Here is an 18,689-nt window from a genome sequence, read left to right as displayed (position 1 = left end):
TTTTACTGACTTTACAGAATCATAAGAGTGTCTTATTTGCACGACACGCAATTATTTTAATCGTTTCAAAAAAACAGGAGAGCATAGTGAATGCTGATGAAATAAAAAAACTTGATAATTATTTTAAAAATATATTCCAAAACTCAGCATTGCAAGTCAGAGCACGGCCTAAAAAGAGTGATTCTTGTGAGGTTTATATGGGAGATGAGTTTTTAGGCATTATCTATCGAGATGAAGATGAAGATGAGCTCTCCTATAATTTCTCAATGGCTATATTAGATATTGATTTAGAAAATTGATTCGTTATTCATAGTTGAATGAAGTCTTTTTTATCCCATAAGATTTATATAAGTTTTAACGCTTTAAAACTCGTATGGTTATTTCGTGCAATAATAAGATGGTCATGGATAATAATGCCTAATGCATTTGCTGCATCTTTTAATCTATATGTCATTGTTATATCTGCATTAGAGGGTGTGGAATCGCCAGAAGGGTGATTGTGGACTAAGATAAGTCCTGATGCGGATAACTCTAAAGCTCGAGAAATAACTTCACGAGGATAAACAGGGGTATGATCAATGGTTCCAGTTTGTTGCACCTCATCAGCAAGTAAGCCGTTTTTCTTATCAAGAAACAAAATACGAAATTGTTCACGTGTTTCGTGAGCCATAACAGCTTTACAATAAGCTAACACTTTATCCCATGATGAAAAAATATCGCGCTTAAACAATTGCGCACGAGCAAGACGTCCAGCAACATCTGAAATAATTTTTAAATCAACTGCAGTGGCGGGACCACATCCTGGAATTTCTTGAAGTCGGTGAATATCCGCTCCCAACACATCAGCTAATGAACCAAAACGTGCTATCAAATTTTTAGCTATGGGTTTTGTGTTTGCACGGGGTATTGTGCGAAAAAGCAATAATTCAAGATATTCATAATCTTCAATTGCATTTCCTTTTGACTTTAAATAGCGCTTCCGAAGACGTTCACGATGGCCTTGATAATGTTTATGAAGCTGTGCGTTTTTCTGAGGCTCTTCACTTTTTCTTTCTGATACTGGGGTGAGTGGAAAACTCGATGTTAATGCAAAGTGATTACTTTGAGTACCTTCCTTTTGATTTAATTTTTTAGCCATAACATCTCTACATTGCGTTAGGTATGGGAATTTGGAATATAAAAAATATTTTTAGGAGATTGTGTAAATATTTCATACCCTTCATTTGTAACACCAATTGTATGTTCATATTGTGCTGTCAGAGAGCGGTCACGGGTAACAGCAGTCCAACCGTCAGATAAAATCTTAACTTGTGGTTTACCAAGGTTAATCATAGGCTCAATTGTAAACATCATACCTTGTTTTAATTCAATTCCTTCTCCAGGATTTCCATAATGGAGGATATTGGGAGCATCATGAAAAAGTTGGCCGATACCATGTCCGCAAAAATCTCTCACAATTGAACAGCGTTCAGATTCTGCATACTGTTGAATGGCTGCCCCAATATCACCTGTCGTTGCTCCAGGCTTAACGACAGCGATTCCTTGCATAAGACTTTCATAGGTTATTTTTAGCAAGCGTTCTGCTGCACGCCTAATTTTTCCAACAGGATACATTCGGCTTGAATCCCCATGCCAACCATCAAGGATAAAGGTTACATCAACATTTACAATATCACCTTCTTGCAAAGGTCTTTTATTGGGAATGCCATGGCAGACAACGTGATTGATAGATGTACAGCATGAATGGCTGTATCCATGATAATTTAGATCAGCAGGAAGTGCTCCTCGCTTAGCTCCAAAAATAAATACAAAATCATCTATTTCTTGCGTAGTAACGCCCGGCTTAATAATATCTGTAAGCGCATCAAGGCATTCTGCAGCAATACGACCAACTTCACGCATTTTAGCAAAAGCATAATCATCGAAAATGCGGATTTTTCCATTAAATTTTAAAGGGATTTTATTATATTCGATATACTCAGTCATTGTTTCTTCTATTTTCTATTTTTACTCTCTGAATCGGAAAAATGCCTTCTACACTTACATGACACTTTACAGCATAACATTCTACTCCTGATTTTAATGCTAAATCAAACTTACGTCCATAGAGTGGATCAAGATCATGACAAATTGTAAAAGCTGAGCAATCTTCTCGTTGAATAATATAAAGCATAGCAGCTCGTTTTCCTTGTTGTACAACTCTTATGAGCTCATCAAGGTGACGTGCACCACGTTTTGTTTCGCTATCAGGAAATTCTGCTAATCCTTTCTGACGAATAAAATGAACATTTTTGACTTCTAGGTAACAATCAGGAAGAATGTCATCACGTAAAAGAAAGTCAATTCGTGATTGTGTCCCATAGCGTTGTTCTTTTAAAATTGTTTTATATCCATTTAATTCTGGTAGTAATCCGTTTTGAATTGCTTCTAACGCAAGTTTATTGGGTAAAGACGTATTAATGCCAACCAAAGTATTATCGGCTTCAATAATTTCTAATTGATAGGCATATTTTCGTTTGATGTTGTTATGATAAGAAAGCCAAATATTGGTATTGAAAGCTGTTAATCCAAGCATTGATCCTGTATTAGGTACAGACACGGTGAGGACATGCTGATCATCTTGTTGAACATCCGCAAGGAAACGTTTATAACGACGGATAAGCTTTGCAGGAAAAAGTTTGGGAATAAAGTGCATATCCCTTTTTTAGGATTTATGATTTCATAATTCAACTGAGATTATGATTTATAGGGACTGTTCCCTATTAAAAAAGATAAAATTGATGTAAAAAACGCTACGATATCTTATATAAATTGTTATAAATTCCATCGTTCACTTTAATGGCTTTTAAAATTTATTATTAGGTTTAGAAACTATTATCTTTGAATGAAAAGATAGATTATCTATAATTTATTATTAAACAGCATTAGAGTATTGTGAAAAAGGTTTCGTAAAAATAGTGGAGAGGGAGATAGTTTAAGTGAAACTAGGTAAAATTGATGGCAGGAACGAATAGGAATCGTGAAAATTTAACAAATGGTCCCATTATTATTTTAGTTGAACCGCAGCTTCCTGAAAACATTGGTATGGTCGCAAGGGCAATGGCAAATTTTGGACTTTCTAAGCTTCGATTAGTCAATCCTCGAGAAATGTTTCCAAATGAAAAAGCTAGAGCTGCTGCAAGTAAAGCTGATCATGTCATTAACAATGCTGTGATTTTTAACACATTGCGTGATTCAATTGCAGATTTACACTATGTTTTTGCCACAACAGCACGTGAAAGATGTGGATTTAAAACTGTAAAAAGTGCTGTCGAAGCAGCAAGCGTATTACGTCAGCGTGAAAGTATCGGACATAAGACTGGGATTGTCTTTGGAAGAGAGAGATGGGGACTAGAAAATGATGAAATCAGCCTTGTTGATGAAATTATTACTTTTCCAGTTAATCCTGCTTTTGCGTCACTTAATATTGCGCAAGCGGTTCTTTTAATGTCTTACGAATGGATGAAAACTGGTTTAGAGAATGTCAGCGATACGGCATTTCGTGCAGCAGAGATGGAACCTGCAAATAAAACAATATTCCATGGTTTTTTATCTCAGTTAGAAGAGGCTTTGAATATCCGTGGGTATTTTAGACCACCAGAACGTAAAGAAGTAATGCTTGCAAATTTGCGCTCTGTTTTTACGCGCGCTAACTTTAGTGAACCTGAGGTTCGTTTATTGCGAGGCATTATATCTTCTTTGGATCATTTTTCGCCACAATATCCACGAGGGAGTAGAGCACCGGAAGAGCGTGATCGTAAAAAAATTAAAAATAAGTGTGAAAACTAATGGATGAACGACCTGTTCTTTTTTTTGATAGCGGTATTGGTGGTTTAACAGTATTCAGGGAAGCGCGTATTCTTATCCCTGACATGCAATTTATCTATGTTGCTGATGATGCAGGATTTCCTTATGGAAATTGGAAAGAAAATATTTTGAAAGAGCGTATTTTGAAGATTTTTAAAAATATTTTAACACGTTACAATCCAGCTTTATGTGTGATTGCTTGCAACACTGTTTCTACACTGATGATAGCAGATTTACGACAGAATTTTCCTCATGTCCCTTTTGTAGGAACGGTTCCTGCAATTAAATCAGCTGCTGAACAAACAAAATCTGGTTTTATTTCCGTATTAGCGACTCCTGGAACAGTTAAACGTGCTTATACAAATGAATTAATTAACTCTTTTGCTGGACAGTGTCATGTTCAGCTTGTGGGAAGTAAAAAGCTAGCTGGACTTGCTGAAGATTATTTACGGGGAAAATCTATCGATTCAGAAGAGTTAAGAAAAGAAATCCTGCCATGTTTTGTGGAAAAAAATGGACAATATACGGATGTTATTGTTTTAGCCTGCACACATTATCCTTTTTTGATTAATTTCTTTCGTGATCATGCTTTATGGTCCGTTGAGTGGATTGATCCGGCGAAAGCGATCGCCAAACATATCAGATCTTTATTACCATTGTCGGGAAAGATACACCATCAATATATAAAGAAATATCAAGATTTTGCGTTATTGACATCGAAAAATATCACTTCTTTAACGGAGAATTTGTTTAAAGGATTTGGCTTAAAACTCATGAAAGGAGTTGACTTTGGGTTACGAGACCAATAATGATGATCTAGCTATTTTTTCAAGAAAATAGCATTAATTGACGTGTCCCGTGGATAACTTTGCATATTGATATGTTAAGGTATTCTGTCAGTCTTTAGTATTTAAAGGCAGAGGAGGGCGCGTTTCCTTGGGGTCTTAAGATCTCGTGTTTTATTTTATAAGGAAATGCGATGAGTAAACGCGAAACAACAAAGTATAAAATTGACCGTCGTATGGGAGAAAATATTTGGGGGCGTCCAAAATCTCCTGTCAATCGTCGTGATTATGGTCCAGGTCAGCATGGACAGCGTCGTAAAGGAAAACTTTCTGACTATGGGGTTCAGTTGCGCGCTAAACAGAAATTGAAAGGGTTTTATGGAGATATTTCAGAAAAACAATTTCATAAAACCTATGAAGAGGCAGCTCGTCGACGGGGCGATACTGGCGAAAATCTTATCGGTCTGTTAGAATCACGTTTGGATGCTGTTGTTTATCGTGCAAAATTCGTACCTACGATTTTTGCTTCTCGCCAATTTATCAATCACGGTCATGTTAATGTCAATGGGCGGCGCACAAACATTCAATCTTATCGTTGTAAACCCGGTGATGTTATTGAGGTTCGGGAAAAATCGAAACAACTTGTTTTAGTGTTAGAATCAGTGCAATTGGCAGAACGTGATGTCCCTGATTATATTGAAGCAGATCATAAACAGATGAAAGCAACCTTTACACGTATTCCTGCTTTTGCAGATGTTCCTTATGCTGTGCAAATGGAACCTAATCTGGTTGTTGAATTTTATTCTCGATAATTTTTCTGTAAGAGAAATTGTTTCTCTCTTCTATTATGATAACTTCAAAATATTGTGTTATTCTTACAATATTTGAAGTTAATAAGTTCTTTTTGTAAATGGTTCTATATTAAGTTTATTGCTATGTTTTATAGTCATAAATTTGTATAGTTCCATTTCTTTTTTGTGTATCTAATTTATAAATTCAAAAAACATAAATATAAGCTTGCTTTAATATTTGTTTTTATCTTTGCAAAACGAACCGTTTATTGTGCAGGATATGGTATTATGAATGATGTTTCAGTTGAATATCAGGCAATAGAAGAAAACAAAGGGAGAGATGATCCTTTAATAAGCGAAGCAGATAATTGTCATCCAATGTTTCGTGTTGCTCCTTCAAGCGTAGAATTTAATAAATTGCGCAAACGGCTTTTACGTCATATGCGACAAGCTTTGGATGATTTTTCTATGCTCTCTACAGGGAAAAAATGGCTTGTTGCTTTATCGGGTGGAAAAGACTCTTATGGTTTATTAGCGCTTCTTTTAGACTTAAAGTGGCGAGGTCTTTTATCCGTTGAAATTCTAGCCTGTAATCTTGATCAAGGGCAACCAGGATTTCCTAAGCATATTCTTCCAGACTTTTTAAGTTCTTATAAAATTCCATATCGTATTGAATATCAGGATACTTATTCCATTGTTACAGATAAATTGGCAGAGTCGCAGACATATTGTTCACTTTGTTCTCGATTGCGACGTGGTAATCTCTATCGTATTGCACGTGAAGAAGGATGTTCTGCATTAGTTTTAGGTCATCATCGTGATGATGTTTTAGAAACATTTTTTATGAATTTGTTTCACGGTGGCCGATTAGCTGCCATGCCTGGAAAACTTAAAAATGATGAAGGAGATCTTTTTGTATTACGTCCTCTTGTTTATGCTGCTGAGGAAGATATGGAAAAATTTTCTCAAGAAATGCAATTTCCAATTATTCCTTGTAATCTTTGCGGTAGTCAAGATGGATTACAACGTAATGCAATGAAAGAAATGCTGAAAAATATAGAAAGACAAATGCCAGGACGTAAAGATACGATGATTCGCGCTTTAACAAATGTACGCCCAAGTCATTTGCTTGATAAGAAATTCTTTGATTTTAAAACGTGTTAATAAAAATTAGATATTTTTAAAATAAGTTTAAAGAGTTTAAGATAAGAGACTTATTTATAATGATAATTTATTTTTTTTCATTTAAATATCGTCAGATTGTTTTGTTTCAAATTCTCTTATATTGCTTCCATAAAAAACATCCGTTTGCATATCACAAAGGAAATTCTTGTGTGCATAAAACACTCTTGAAAAAAGTTTCCTTTCACTAACCAATGACTGTCGTAATATGAAAAATGGGAAAATAGTAAGGTTGTCGATTTGCTCTTTTGTTAATTAAAAATGGTGAGCCTTGTGGATTTTATTCTTTTGCGCCGCCGTCACCGCCATTTAAAGCTCATTTAAGGCATTAAATTAAGAGAATATATAACTGCTTGGTATTTTGGGAGTGTATAGCAAACATTCAGAATAAGGATTGCTCGTAAATTCTCATGAAGTAAGTCACATGATCGGTTCTTGTTATGAAAAGTCGCTTTTTTATAAACCAATGCTGATAGAAATCTTCATCATTGAGGACAGGGAAGGAGTTAAATTTTTAAACTGCTATACCATAAAGGTCATAGGCATCCGATTGTTCGATTTTAACGGTGACAAATTCACCAACACGCAGTGGGCGTCGTGATGATATATGGACAACACCATCTATTTCTGGAGCATCGTACTGACTACGTCCTTTGGCAACTTTTCCTTGACTTTCATCGATAAGCACTCGGAGTCTTTTTCCAATTTTTTTCTTTAAAAGATGTGTAGAAATTTGTTGTTGTTTTGCCATAAAACGATGCCAGCGGTTTTCTTTCACCTCTTCAGGAATATTTTCTAATCCCAAATCATTTGCGGCAGCTCCTTTTACTTCTTCATATTTAAAGCACCCCGCGCGTTCAATTTTTGCTTCTTCTAGCCATTCTAGAAGTATATTAAAATCTTCATTCGTTTCACCAGGAAAACCAACGATAAATGTTGATCGCAAAGTAAGATCTGGACATATTTTCCGCCATTTTTCAATTCTACGGTTTGTTTTTTCCATAAGTGCGGGACGCTTCATGTGACGCAAAACAGTTGGTGATGCATGCTGAAAAGGTATATCCAGATAAGGAAGAATTTTTTTTGCAGCCATAAGTTCGATAACTTCATCAACATGGGGATAAGGATAAACGTAATGCATACGTACCCAAATACCCATATCGCCTAGTTCGCGACAAAGATCAAAGAATTTAGTTTTGATTGTACGATCTTTCCAAGCATTTTCGAGATATTTAAGATCAACACCATAAGCACTCGTATCCTGTGAAATAACCAAAAGTTCTTTTACACCCGCTTGCACGAGTTTTTCAGCTTCACGAAGAACATCGCTGATGGGACGTGAAGTGAGATCACCACGCAGTGTAGGGATGATACAAAAACTACACCGATTAGAGCATCCTTCAGAAATCTTTAAGTAGGCGTAATGGCGAGGTGTTAAACGAATACCTTGGGGAGGAACTAAATCAAGAAAAGGATCATGAACAGGAGGAATTGCTGTATGAACAGCTTCTATAACGCTTTCATAAGCTTGCGGTTTTGTAATAGCCAATACATTAGGATATGTTTGGCGAATAGCATCAGGATCAGCACCAAGACACCCCGTTACAATAACTTTTCCATTTTTTTTAAGAGCTTCATCAATATTGGCTAATGATTCTCTCCTTGCCGAGTCAAGAAAACCACAGGTATTCACAATAACGACATCAGCTCCTTGATGTTGACGTGAAATCTCATACCCTTCAGAGCGAAGGCGTGTAATAATTCGCTCAGAATCTACGAGTGCTTTTGGGCATCCGAGGGAGACAAAACTAATACGAGGTGCTACCATGATGATCCTACAATTACTATGAATGATTGAGTTGCGCTTTTATTAATTTAAAAATAATGTTCTTTATTTTTATACCTATGCAATACAATCTGTTACAAAGTTATTTGATTTTTTTCTACAAAATTTTATGTGTTTTTATGCATGCATACAATTTTGTCTTATTATATCGTAAAATTCCGTTATTGAGGATGATGATATAAGGCAGCTTCCTTCAAAGCATTTAAGTTCTTTTCAAAGTACGTGGTGAATATTTTAAAACTTACTTGTCAAGCCCTGCATTAAGTGAAGAACATGGAGGGAAGGGAAAGTGAAACCCGCTCGATAAGGATCTGGATTGTTTATAAACTGAATTGGGGCCATCCTTTGACTGTGGAGAAGAAGTCAATTGCGTGTGGCACAATAAAAAAATACTCAACAGATTCTTACTGCGATATCTATCGCGTACTATAAGGTTTATTTTTTAATATTTGCGAATAAGTCCGGTAAGTTTTCCTTGTATTTCTATACGCTCGGATTCGTATGTCCGTACTTCATAATGAGGATTTGCGGCTTCTAATGCAATAGAAGCTCCTTTGCGTCGATAACGTTTTAATGTGGCTTCTTTTTTATCAATAAACGCAACAATAATTTCACCTGTTATTGCTGTATTTTGACGTTTCACAATGATCGTATCTTTATCAAGGATACCAGCCTCCATCATAGAATCATCTTTAACTTCTAATGCGTAGTGCTCACCTGTATTAACCATATCGAGTGGAAGAGAAAGGCTGTTTATTTGTTGCAGTATAGCAGAGGCGGGTACGCTCGCAGAAATACGTCCCATAATAGGAATGGTGATATTTTTTTTTTCTTCTTCATCAAAGGGACTCAAGCTTTTTGATATTTCCCTTTTCTTTCTTTCTATCATACTGGGAGAAATTTTACGTGCTAAAGAAAGGTTAAATGTTATTTTCTCAGGAAGTCGAATCACCTCCACAGCACGAGCACGATTGGGCAAGCGACGTATAAAACCTCGTTGTTCTAAGGCTATAATGAGCTTATGAATACCAGACTTTGAAGAAAGTTCTAATGCATTTTTCATTTCTTCAAAAGAAGGAGGAACACCAGTTTCTTTTATATGGTTATGAATAAACAAGAGTAGCTCATATTGTTTACATGTTAACATTCAATATTCCAATCAAAATAATAAAAATTAGTAAAGTAAAAATACATGTATATATAGCACTTTTACAATTTTTATCGCCAAATCAAAATTATTTTCTTTGTTTTTGATCTTATCGTTTAATAAATAAATATGTTTATTTATAGATATATTTAAATTGTTATTTATATACTGCATATATACATTAATATTAAATAATGTATATATATACTTTATAGTTCTGACTGAATTATCCAACACTAAATTTTGTGACTAGTATTATCCTTTTCTTCTAAAAATATATCTACGTATTTTGTAATTTTTGATATAAAAAAGTTAATTAGAAGGCATTCTATATATTCAAAACACTTAAAATAATTTTGCATACTGCATATTATTTCTGCTTTTTTATTCTTAGTAAAATTATCTACAGCTCTAATAGTGAGCATAATTTATAGTCATTCGGGATATTTTCAATGAGACTAAATTTTTGCTTCATATCTACTTGATTCTATAGGATAAATTGGCTTTCGTTATATATTCATTATACATGAATAAAAATCATACTCTCAAAGCCATTGTTGCTCATTGTTCCATTTTCAAGTCTAACGTGTCAACCGCTATATACTATTTTCATGAACCCTAATGTTGCGATAATTTTTGGTTGTTGAAAGGAGGCATAAAAGGTATTTTCATTTCTTTTTTATAGTTTTATTCTCTCGCTTATATCGATCAAGAAAATGCTTTTTATTGTTTCAATATAAAAAAGATTTGAAATGAGAAAAACTTACAGTATTTGAGAATTTTCACTCAAGTGAAAAATAATAAATTATTATAAATCAATATATTATCTTATAAATCTGTATTCATATTTGAGAATTGAACACTAAAATATAAAGATATAAAAATAATATTATAATAAAAGGTATTTTTTCTTCTCTACCCATTATGCTCAACAACCCATGTGAGGGGAAAGGGGTATTTCTCATAATTTTAACGCTTCGAATCTATGCAATATTTTACAGTAAAATTTTTCCTTTATTGAAACTTCAAAAAGAAGATTAAAGAGTACTTATACAATGATGAAGTAAAGGGGCGAAAACGGAAAATTATTGATAACTGAAGAAAATAATAATATTTTTTTTCAAAAGGTGTTGACCTAATGGAAAGTCAACCGTATGTTCCCTTCACTTTCTACAAATTAGATAGTGTGAAAACTAGATAGCTTGTGTGAGAGCGCGTAGCTCAGCTGGTAGAGCAACTGACTTTTAATCAGTAGGTCCAGGGTTCGAATCCCTGCGCGCTCACCAAATTTAAGTAATATCAATAGGCTATAAAAAGTTTAAGAATCTTTTTTGTTTTGATTCTTTTTGAAGTTTTTATTGATTCTATAGCCTGTCATTTTCTATCAGCTGTTTTAGAATAGAGCAGTGCTATGCTGTCTCCATTTTCAACAAACTTGCGGATAGGGTTGTACCTGCGTTGGCAGCACATGCGGTTTCTAATTTTCTCAATCCATAGGTGGTTTTTTAATACCCACTGCATTACATGATTCGCAAAACAGTTGCTAAAATCACCACTTATTCACACTTATATTATGAATATGAATTTTCTATAAGATGTTGATTTGTTTAAATTTTAATCTTTTTAACATCTAGTATAGTACATTTATTTTGTATGAAAACCATAAAAAGGTTAACAATACGTTAATTTCTTGATAGAAGGGGCCAATTCAAGAGTGGTATATGCGTGAGGGGAATCATTTAAAAACGTAAATTCTTCCGTTGCGTACAAAAAGCGTGACGTGGTTTTTACAAGTAGTACTTAACAGAAATAAGTGGACTGAATAGATGCCTTCAAATAGAAAAAAGAAAATTACTTTTATGATTAAACCAACACTTCAATTGTTTTCTATGATCGTCATTTCTCAGTCACTGGTATCTTGTTGCGCAAGCCAAACTATGAATTTTTCAATAAAAGATTCCTATCATAATAAACCAATTAACGTAAACACTTCTGTACTACCTCAACAAGTCTCCAATAAGAAGAATCAATCGGAAGAAAAAAAGCGTGGACGAGCGATTGTTGGTAAACCTTATCAAATAAAAGGAAAGTGGTATTATCCTCAAAGTGATCCAACTTATAAACGTGTTGGCGAAGCATCATGGTATGGTTCAGATTTTCATGGACGTTTAACTGCCAATGGTGAAATTTATGACATGAATCTTTTGACTGCTGCTCATCCTACAATGCCTTTACCTAGTTATGCTCGTGTTACTAATTTGAAAAATGGATCTTCAATCGTTGTTAGAGTGAATGATCGCGGACCTTTTATGAAAGACAGAATCATTGATTTATCAAAGCAAGCTGCGGCAATATTGGGGTATGTAGATAGGGGGGTCGCAGATGTTAAAGTAGAATATATTGCTGAAGCACCTGTTGGCTATTATGATGGTGCATATTTAATGTCCTCTTATACTCCTGGAAATGCTGCCCCATATTCATTAGCGTCGGAAAATATTGCGAAAAAAAGAGAAACTGTTTTGTTAAAAGAGCAGCGCAATACAAGGAACAAAAAAGACTTAGCTAAAGCTGCTGCTGTTGAACAAGAACAACGTAATAAAACTGTTGCAGTTAAATTGCCAGAAATTGGTCCTATCATGGTTGATAAGCCGATACCATTCGATCAAGTTGCTTCTATAAATAAGCTAAACAAAAAAACAAAGGTTAATTGGCTACAACTGTTTTAAGAAAAAATGCATTGATTTTTTATCTATATAATTTTCTAGTAAAAAAGGTAAGAAATTACGGATTTAGTGTAGGATTTTTATCTTAAAGCGCTTTGTCCTTTTCAAAAAGCATGGTTGGGTTCTGTTATTATAAATTCAGTACGGCCTTTTCACTCCATTGCTGGTCTATTCGTCGTTTTATGATATTGCTTGCTTAATAAAGCGCGTACTTTTCTTGCTGTAATAGCTTTTGCTAGACGAAGGTAAATTATTGTGTCAGTCTGTTTGTGTAATCTCTAAAACAACTTGTACAATCGATTTGAGAGGAATAAAAAGCTTAACAAGTAAAAAAATATTTTATTTTGATTCGGCTTTGCATCTTTCTAAAGTATCTACGGTAATATCTTATGAAAAGATTATGCATTATCTCATGCTTTTGTTTATCATGTTCTTTAATGGAGTAAGTTCCCTCACGAAAAACAGAGCGTCTCAAACAAAATACACTTACATTGCCAATTCATGGACTTATTTAAAAGAGACATACTTTAACACGCTACAAGCCTATTTTGCGACAGCGCCTGTGAATGGTATAACTGTTAACGCCTTTAGACATCAGCATCTTTACTCTTATGAAGATATAAATCGACACCATCATACACTTTGCAAATCCCCAATGTTTTGTGCGATAATTCTTAACACTTGAGAGGTTTATAAGAAGTATTTTTACTCTCTTTTTTAATAATTTTTATCCATATACGAACCCTACTTATGACCCGTAAGTAAGCGATTTTTAATGAATTCAATATGAGAAGAGGAGATGAGAGAATCTTACAGTATTTTGAGTTAGCTTCAATTTTAAAATGATAATTTATCATAACAAATCAAAATACTATCAATAAAAATAGGAAAAAATCTTTTGTCTCTCATACATTTAAAATGTTAAATTGAACCTACATGGAAGATAAAAAACGTGTCATATTATATATTCTAAAGCTAAATGAAAATAAAATCTTTTTATGAGTTGTAAATAATTCCTCAATTTTCAGAAATCAAAAAGTTTTTTCCTATATAAGATTCTTTATGTTGATCTTTGGGATGGGAGGAGCAGCTATGTATACAGCATTAAGGATCTTATTGATATTATGGGGAGTATTGGCATTTGATATGTGGGGGAGAGCACAAGATTTTCAAACTCCCGCATCACAACTGTTATTACTCGATGATGATACAGAGACAATACTTTATGAAAAACAAAGTGATATTCCTTTTTTTCCTGCTTCATTAGTAAAATTGATGACAGCAGAAGTTGTATTTCATCAATTAAAAAAAGGATTATTAAAAAGTACGCAGAAATTCAAGGTCAGTGAAAATGCTTGGCGCAAAGGTGGAGCACCTTCCGGTACAACCACTATGTTTGCAAAGATAAAGACAGAAATCAGTGTTTCTGATCTTTTACGTGGTTTAATTATTGTGAATGGAAATGATGCTGCTATTATTCTTGCTGAAGGAATATCAGGACATGAAGATCATTTTGTAAAACTGATGAATCAGCGCGCAAAAATAATCGGATTATCTCAGAGTCATTTTGTTAATGCTACAGGGCTACCGGAAGAGGGACAATTTGTAACTGTGCGTGATATGATTATATTAGCACGTCATATTGTTCAGAAATATCCGGATTATTATGCACTTTATTGTGAGCCTCATTTTACATGGAATAATATTTTTCAACGTAATAAAAACCCTCTTATTTCTAAGGAAATTGGTGTAGAAGGATTTGGTTTTGGCTACAGTGAAAAAGAAGGTTTTTCAATGGTTGCCACCATTTCTAAAAATCATCGACGTCTTTTTTTAGCAATCAATGGTTTGCAAGATGGTAAAAAATATACAAAAGAAATAGAACGCATTCTTCAATGGGGGATGACGGCATTTGATCTCAAAACAATTTTCACAAAAGAAGAAACGGTTGGTCTTGCTTCTGTTTATGGTGGAAAGAAAAGTTTTGTCCCACTTATTGTCAAAAAACCGATAAGTTTTATGCTTTCCAATGAAAAAGAAGTTAATGTTAAAGCAAAAATTAAATATCATGGTCCATTGAAAGCCCCCATCGTTTCTGGGCAATCAGTTGGTGTTATTCAAATTTTAGAAGATAAAAAGGTTCTTCTGGAAAAACCAGTTTTTGCCGGAATGAATATTCAGGAAGGAAGTTTCTTTGCAAAAGTAAAAAATGCATTCTATGAAATAACAATTGGATGGTTACGGAAATATTTGTAGTTACGCGCTAATAAGGTTAAGGTCATACGTGTCAGGTTATTTTATTACATTCGAAGGAGGGGAGGGGGTAGGAAAAACGGTGCAGATTTCTTTACTTGCTGAGTCTCTCTCTCACCAAGGTTATGATGTTGTTACAACACGAGAACCAGGAGGAACGCCAGGAGCAGAAGCAATCCGGCATATTTTGTTGTCGGGGCAGGCGCGACAGTATGGACCGTTGATTGAAGCTGTTTTGTTTACAGCTGCACGCGTCGACCATTTTCATGAAGTTATTGCACCTTCTTTGCAAAAAGGTAAAATCGTTTTATGTGACCGCTTTATTGATTCTACACGCGTTTATCAAGGACTCAATAATAGAGTCAGTTCTTCTCTTCTTTCTGTTTTAGAGTGTATTGCGCTCAATGGTATTTTGCCTCATTTAACATTTTTATTAGATATGCCAGCAATGTGTGGTATGAAGCGTGCAAATTTACGAAGAAAAAAAACAGAAGAAATTGATTATTTTGAAAAAGATCAGTTGGAAATTCAAGAACAAAGACGTAAGGCTTTTCTTCAATTGGCCAAACAAGAACCCCATAGATTTCGAGTCATTGATGCCACTGGCTCAGTGGAAGCTATTGCTCATCAAATAAAAAATATTTGTCATCAGGTATTGTTGGATCAGCTTTCATGAGTAATTTAAATACCTTACGCCAATATGATGATATTGATACAATTTTATCACCATCCCAGAACAATGTTATCTTTGGTCATGAGGATGTGCGTCATTTTTTGACACAAATGCTTAAAGAAGAGCGTTTGCATCATGCATTATTATTTGAAGGAGAATACGGGATTGGAAAGGCTACATTAGCCTTTCATCTTGCTTGGAACATTTTAAGTTTTCAACAGAGTTCTTTCTTCAAACCCGATCCTTATTCTACCCCATGGCGCCAAATTACACAAGGAAGTCACCCTGGTCTTTTGTATATTTCACGTCGATTTGATGTGAAAACGCAAAAGTTTAAAACAGGAATACTCGTTGATGATATCCGTGATATTATGCATTTTTTAAGTCGAACATCGCAAGATAATGGATGGCGTATTGTTATTATTGATTCTGCAGATGATATGAATAGAAATGCAGCAAATGCAATTCTCAAAATACTTGAAGAACCACCTACAAAAACGTTATTTGTTATTATCGCACATTCTTCAGGAAAATTGCTTCCAACAATCCATTCACGGTGTCAAAAAATTTCTTTTCGTCCGTTGAATAACGATGAAATGAAAAAAGTTATTATACATATTTTCGCCGATCAGGATTTACCTGATGAAAAAACAATTGAAATGATTATTAAAAAATCTAAAGGAAGCCCTCGAAAAGCCGCTTTACTTATTTGCCATGGCGGTCTTGAAATTATTAAAACAATTGATGCTCTCCTAGAGAAACCTGTTTGTAACGCAACAATTGTACATACTCTTGCACAAACATTTTCATCTGCTTCTTCTACATTCCAATTTCAACAATTTTGTGATGAAATTCTTAATAAAATTCAAAAAAAAGCTATCATGCTCGTTGAAAAGGGAGACTTATTTCTCTCAAAAAAATATGCGGAAAAATGGCAGGAGATTCATCAAGAAATAGAGGAAATACAACTGTTTAATCTCGATAAAAAGCAGTTTGTTATTAACTTACTTTTTAAAGTTCATAAGATCATTCATGAGAATTAGTTTTTCCGTGACAATGCGATGAACAAGCGTTATGTCATTATATCTTCTATTTATAGCGTTTTACAACGAGTATGACATGCGTGACACATATTACATAACAACTCCCATTTTTTATCCTAATGGTGCTCCACATATTGGACATGCTTATAGTGCCATTGCAAGCGATGTTTTAGCCCGCTTTCAACGGTTAAACGGAAAAAATGTATTTTTTCTTTCTGGTACAGATGAGCATGGTCTCAAGATGCAACAAACCGCAGCTGCATTAGGCATGACACCTCAGCAACTTGCAGATCGTAATAGTGCGGTGTTTCAAAAAATGCTTGCAGTATTAAATTGTTCTAACGATGATTTTATCCGTACGACAGAAGAACGCCATTATCAAGCTTGTCAAGAAATTTGGAAAAAGATGGAAGCAAATGGCGATATTTATCTCGGTCGTTATACGGGGTGGTATTCGGTTCGCCAAGAAGCCTATTATGAAGAAAAAGATACGGAAATTGGAGCAGACAACATCCGTCGTGAGAAAGAATTAGGCTCTCCAGTTGAATGGAATGAAGAAGAAAGTTATTTTTTTAGACTTTCTCATTATGAAAAGGCTCTTCTTGAATATTATGAAAAACATCCTGATTTTATTGCTCCATTTGAGCGGCGTAATGAAATTATAAGTTTTATCAAATCAGGTTTAAAAGATATCTCTATTTCACGCGCAAGTTTTAACTGGGGAATTGCTGTTCCTGAGAATCCAAAGCACGTGATGTATGTCTGGGTTGATGCGCTTACAAATTATCTATCAGCAATAGGTTTTTTCAATGAAAATTCAAAAAAACGTGATTTTTGGCCTGCAAATACGCATATTATTGGTAAGGATATTATTCGTTTTCATGCAGTCTATTGGCCGGCATTTTTAATGTCTGCTGGAATTGAATTGCCTAAAAATATTTTTGCACATGGTTTTTTACTTAATCGTGGTGCAAAAATGTCAAAATCTATTGGAAATGTCGTTGATCCTTTTGAAATGGTTGATCATTATGGTCTTGATCAGGTCCGTTATTTCCTTCTCCGTGAAGTGCCATTCGGACAAGATGGTAGTTATAGTCATGAAAGCCTTGTGAACCGTATTAATGCTGATCTTGCTAACGATCTTGGTAATTTAGCACAGCGCTGTTTGTCTATGATTGCCAAAAATTGTAATGCACAAGTCCCGAAACCAGCTTCATTTTTAGCTCAAGATAAACAGCTTTTAGAACAATCTCTTCAAGTACTTGAAACTGTACACCAAGCTATGTCTTCTTATAGTATGCATTTAGCACTTTCAGCTATTTTTTCAATTGTAGCAGATGCCAATCGCTATTTTGCCAACGAACAACCTTGGAGTTTACGTAAAAACGATCGAGAACGATTTTCTACAGTTCTTTATATAACTGTAGAAATCTTGCGTAGAATAGGAATTATGCTTTTGCCTTTCATACCCCAATCAGCAACGAAACTTCTTGATAGCCTTGCAGTTGCTGAAGATGATCGGTTATTGTATCATATAAGTCATTCAAAAATTCAAGAAGGGCTTGATCTTCCACCACCAGAACCAATTTTTCCTCGTTATATCTTGAAGAAAGAAGACACTCATCATGTTGATTGATACACATTGTCATCTTGATTTTGAAGACTTTTCACAAGATTTGGATAATGTTATCCAACGGGCTTTAGATGCTGACGTTAAACGTATGATAACAATTTCAACCCATGTTCATAAGTTAGATAAACTGTTAGCCATTGCGCAAAGCTATGATCAAGTCTTTTGTTCCGTTGGAACACACCCCAATCACGCGCATGAAGAACAAAATATTACAGCGGAAGAGCTTATACAGCTCTCGAATCACCCTAAAATTGTTGCGTTTGGGGAAGGGGGCCTTGATTATCATTATGATTACTCTACACCAGAAGAGCAAAAGAAAGTTTTTCAAGAACATATCATTGCTTCTCGAGAAACACAGATTCCTCTTGTTATACATTCACGCAATGCCGATATCGATATGGAGAAAATATTACGTGAACAGATAAAAGAAGGAGCTTTTCCCTTTATCCTTCATTGTTATTCGTCTGGAATGCAACTTGCTCGTGCTGGAATTGAACTTGGTGGTTATATTTCTTTTTCAGGTATTCTTACTTTTAAAAACGCACTTGAAATCCGTGAAATAGCAAAAATTGTGCCCCATGAGCATTTGTTAGTGGAAACAGATGCTCCATTCTTAGCACCTAGTCCCCATCGGGGAAAAACAAATGAACCATCTTTTGTATGTTATACAGCAGCTGTTTTGGCTGAAACAATTGGCTTAAGCATTGAAGAAATAGCTCAAATAACAACGCGTAATGCTTTTCGTTTATTTAGCAAAATGAAATAAG

Annotated in this window: 15 protein-coding genes, 1 tRNA gene and 1 pseudogene; 12 read left to right on the top strand and 5 right to left on the bottom strand. The window is 34.7% G+C overall.

Going from position 1 to position 18,689, the window contains the following annotated elements; translation table 11 throughout:
- Positions 1-86: 86 nt before the first annotated feature.
- On the top strand, positions 87-299 hold the full coding sequence (locus ACFINW_RS04605; protein WP_375621268.1) for a DUF3126 family protein: 213 nt from the start codon (positions 87-89) through the stop codon (positions 297-299).
- A gap of 44 nt (positions 300-343) precedes the next feature.
- Here the strand turns inward: ACFINW_RS04605 and radC are convergent, their stop codons facing one another.
- The 3 genes from radC to sfsA are packed head-to-tail and all read right to left on the bottom strand — an operon-like array spanning position 344 to position 2,695.
- Positions 344-1,138, bottom strand: a complete 795-nt coding sequence (gene radC / locus ACFINW_RS04600; protein ID WP_375621267.1) for a DNA repair protein RadC — start codon at positions 1,136-1,138, stop codon at positions 344-346.
- 17 nt (positions 1,139-1,155) lie between these two features.
- Positions 1,156-1,986: a type I methionyl aminopeptidase gene (gene map, locus ACFINW_RS04595; RefSeq protein WP_375629859.1), complete on the bottom strand. Its 831-nt coding sequence runs from the start codon at positions 1,984-1,986 to the stop codon at positions 1,156-1,158.
- Positions 1,979-2,695, bottom strand: a complete 717-nt coding sequence (sfsA, locus tag ACFINW_RS04590; protein ID WP_375640803.1) for a DNA/RNA nuclease SfsA — start codon at positions 2,693-2,695, stop codon at positions 1,979-1,981. Before sfsA ends, map begins: the two co-directional genes overlap by 8 nt.
- 302 nt (positions 2,696-2,997) lie before the next feature.
- Between sfsA and ACFINW_RS04585 the strand changes: the two are divergent.
- The 4 genes and pseudogenes from ACFINW_RS04585 (at position 2,998) to ttcA (ending at position 6,586) form a co-directional block, all read left to right on the top strand.
- Positions 2,998-3,835, top strand: a pseudogene (locus tag ACFINW_RS04585) (RNA methyltransferase).
- Complete coding sequence (gene murI / locus ACFINW_RS04580) at positions 3,828-4,655, top strand: glutamate racemase (protein WP_375640802.1); 828 nt, start codon at positions 3,828-3,830, stop codon at positions 4,653-4,655. Before ACFINW_RS04585 ends, murI begins: the two are co-directional and overlap by 8 nt.
- Before the next feature lie 170 nt (positions 4,656-4,825).
- Entirely contained in the window at positions 4,826-5,443 is a 618-nt protein-coding gene (gene rpsD / locus ACFINW_RS04575) for a 30S ribosomal protein S4 (RefSeq protein ID WP_273722651.1), read from the top strand.
- A 267-nt stretch (positions 5,444-5,710) separates the two neighbouring features.
- Positions 5,711-6,586 (top strand): tRNA 2-thiocytidine(32) synthetase TtcA, encoded by an 876-nt coding sequence (gene ttcA / locus ACFINW_RS04570; RefSeq protein WP_375634106.1) that lies wholly within the window; start codon positions 5,711-5,713, stop codon positions 6,584-6,586.
- Positions 6,587-7,118: 532 nt separating this feature from the next.
- On the opposite strand, the gene rimO is transcribed toward ttcA, so the two are convergent.
- Positions 7,119-8,432 (bottom strand): 30S ribosomal protein S12 methylthiotransferase RimO, encoded by a 1,314-nt coding sequence (gene rimO / locus ACFINW_RS04565; protein WP_375640800.1) that lies wholly within the window; start codon positions 8,430-8,432, stop codon positions 7,119-7,121.
- Positions 8,433-8,892: 460 nt separating this feature from the next.
- The gene (gene lexA / locus ACFINW_RS04560) at positions 8,893-9,597 is read right to left on the bottom strand and encodes a transcriptional repressor LexA (protein ID WP_375621262.1); all 705 of its coding nucleotides are present in this window, start codon (positions 9,595-9,597) and stop codon (positions 8,893-8,895) included.
- 1,210 nt (positions 9,598-10,807) lie between these two features.
- Between lexA and ACFINW_RS04555 the strand changes: the two genes are divergently transcribed.
- The 7 genes from ACFINW_RS04555 (at position 10,808) to ACFINW_RS04525 (ending at position 18,688) form a co-directional block, all read left to right on the top strand.
- A tRNA-Lys gene (locus ACFINW_RS04555) sits at positions 10,808-10,883 on the top strand.
- A gap of 540 nt (positions 10,884-11,423) precedes the next feature.
- Entirely contained in the window at positions 11,424-12,323 is a 900-nt protein-coding gene (locus ACFINW_RS04550; protein WP_375621261.1) for a septal ring lytic transglycosylase RlpA family protein, read from the top strand.
- A gap of 1,089 nt (positions 12,324-13,412) precedes the next feature.
- A complete protein-coding gene (locus ACFINW_RS04545; RefSeq protein WP_375640796.1) occupies positions 13,413-14,576 on the top strand; it encodes a D-alanyl-D-alanine carboxypeptidase family protein in 1,164 nt (387 codons plus the stop codon).
- Positions 14,577-14,604: 28 nt separating this feature from the next.
- Complete coding sequence (gene tmk, locus ACFINW_RS04540; protein WP_375621259.1) at positions 14,605-15,249, top strand: dTMP kinase; 645 nt, start codon at positions 14,605-14,607, stop codon at positions 15,247-15,249.
- Positions 15,246-16,289, top strand: coding sequence for a DNA polymerase III subunit delta' (locus ACFINW_RS04535; protein ID WP_375621258.1), 1,044 nt, complete (start codon positions 15,246-15,248; stop codon positions 16,287-16,289). Before tmk ends, ACFINW_RS04535 begins: the two co-directional genes overlap by 4 nt.
- Positions 16,290-16,365: 76 nt before the next feature.
- A complete protein-coding gene (gene metG / locus ACFINW_RS04530; protein WP_375621257.1) occupies positions 16,366-17,925 on the top strand; it encodes a methionine--tRNA ligase in 1,560 nt (519 codons plus the stop codon).
- Positions 17,915-18,688 (top strand): TatD family hydrolase, encoded by a 774-nt coding sequence (locus ACFINW_RS04525; RefSeq protein WP_375618142.1) that lies wholly within the window; start codon positions 17,915-17,917, stop codon positions 18,686-18,688. Before metG ends, ACFINW_RS04525 begins: the two co-directional genes overlap by 11 nt.
- Position 18,689 lies beyond the last annotated feature (1 nt).

It is taken from the genome of Bartonella sp. AA18HLJMS (assembly GCF_042197245.1).
Lineage (GTDB): Bacteria > Pseudomonadota > Alphaproteobacteria > Rhizobiales > Rhizobiaceae > Bartonella.
The sequence above is the reverse complement of the archived record's forward strand: the minus strand, read 5'-3'. Positions and strand labels throughout refer to the sequence as shown.

Bases quoted from the DNA above. Each gene is read 5' to 3' on its own strand.
- ACFINW_RS04535 (WP_375621258.1), top strand. From the start codon at position 15,246: ATGAGTAATTTAAATACCTTACGCCAATATGATGATATTGATACAATT.
- rpsD (WP_273722651.1), top strand. From the start codon at position 4,826: ATGAGTAAACGCGAAACAACAAAGTATAAAATTGACCGTCGTATGGGA.
- ttcA (WP_375634106.1), top strand. From the start codon at position 5,711: ATGAATGATGTTTCAGTTGAATATCAGGCAATAGAAGAAAACAAAGGG.
- lexA (WP_375621262.1), bottom strand. From the start codon at position 9,597: ATGTTAACATGTAAACAATATGAGCTACTCTTGTTTATTCATAACCAT.
- sfsA (WP_375640803.1), bottom strand. From the start codon at position 2,695: ATGCACTTTATTCCCAAACTTTTTCCTGCAAAGCTTATCCGTCGTTAT.
- rimO (WP_375640800.1), bottom strand. From the start codon at position 8,432: ATGGTAGCACCTCGTATTAGTTTTGTCTCCCTCGGATGCCCAAAAGCA.
- ACFINW_RS04545 (WP_375640796.1), top strand. From the start codon at position 13,413: ATGTATACAGCATTAAGGATCTTATTGATATTATGGGGAGTATTGGCA.
- ACFINW_RS04525 (WP_375618142.1), top strand. From the start codon at position 17,915: ATGTTGATTGATACACATTGTCATCTTGATTTTGAAGACTTTTCACAA.
- radC (WP_375621267.1), bottom strand. From the start codon at position 1,138: ATGGCTAAAAAATTAAATCAAAAGGAAGGTACTCAAAGTAATCACTTT.
- map (WP_375629859.1), bottom strand. From the start codon at position 1,986: ATGACTGAGTATATCGAATATAATAAAATCCCTTTAAAATTTAATGGA.
- ACFINW_RS04550 (WP_375621261.1), top strand. From the start codon at position 11,424: ATGCCTTCAAATAGAAAAAAGAAAATTACTTTTATGATTAAACCAACA.
- murI (WP_375640802.1), top strand. From the start codon at position 3,828: ATGGATGAACGACCTGTTCTTTTTTTTGATAGCGGTATTGGTGGTTTA.
- metG (WP_375621257.1), top strand. From the start codon at position 16,366: ATGCGTGACACATATTACATAACAACTCCCATTTTTTATCCTAATGGT.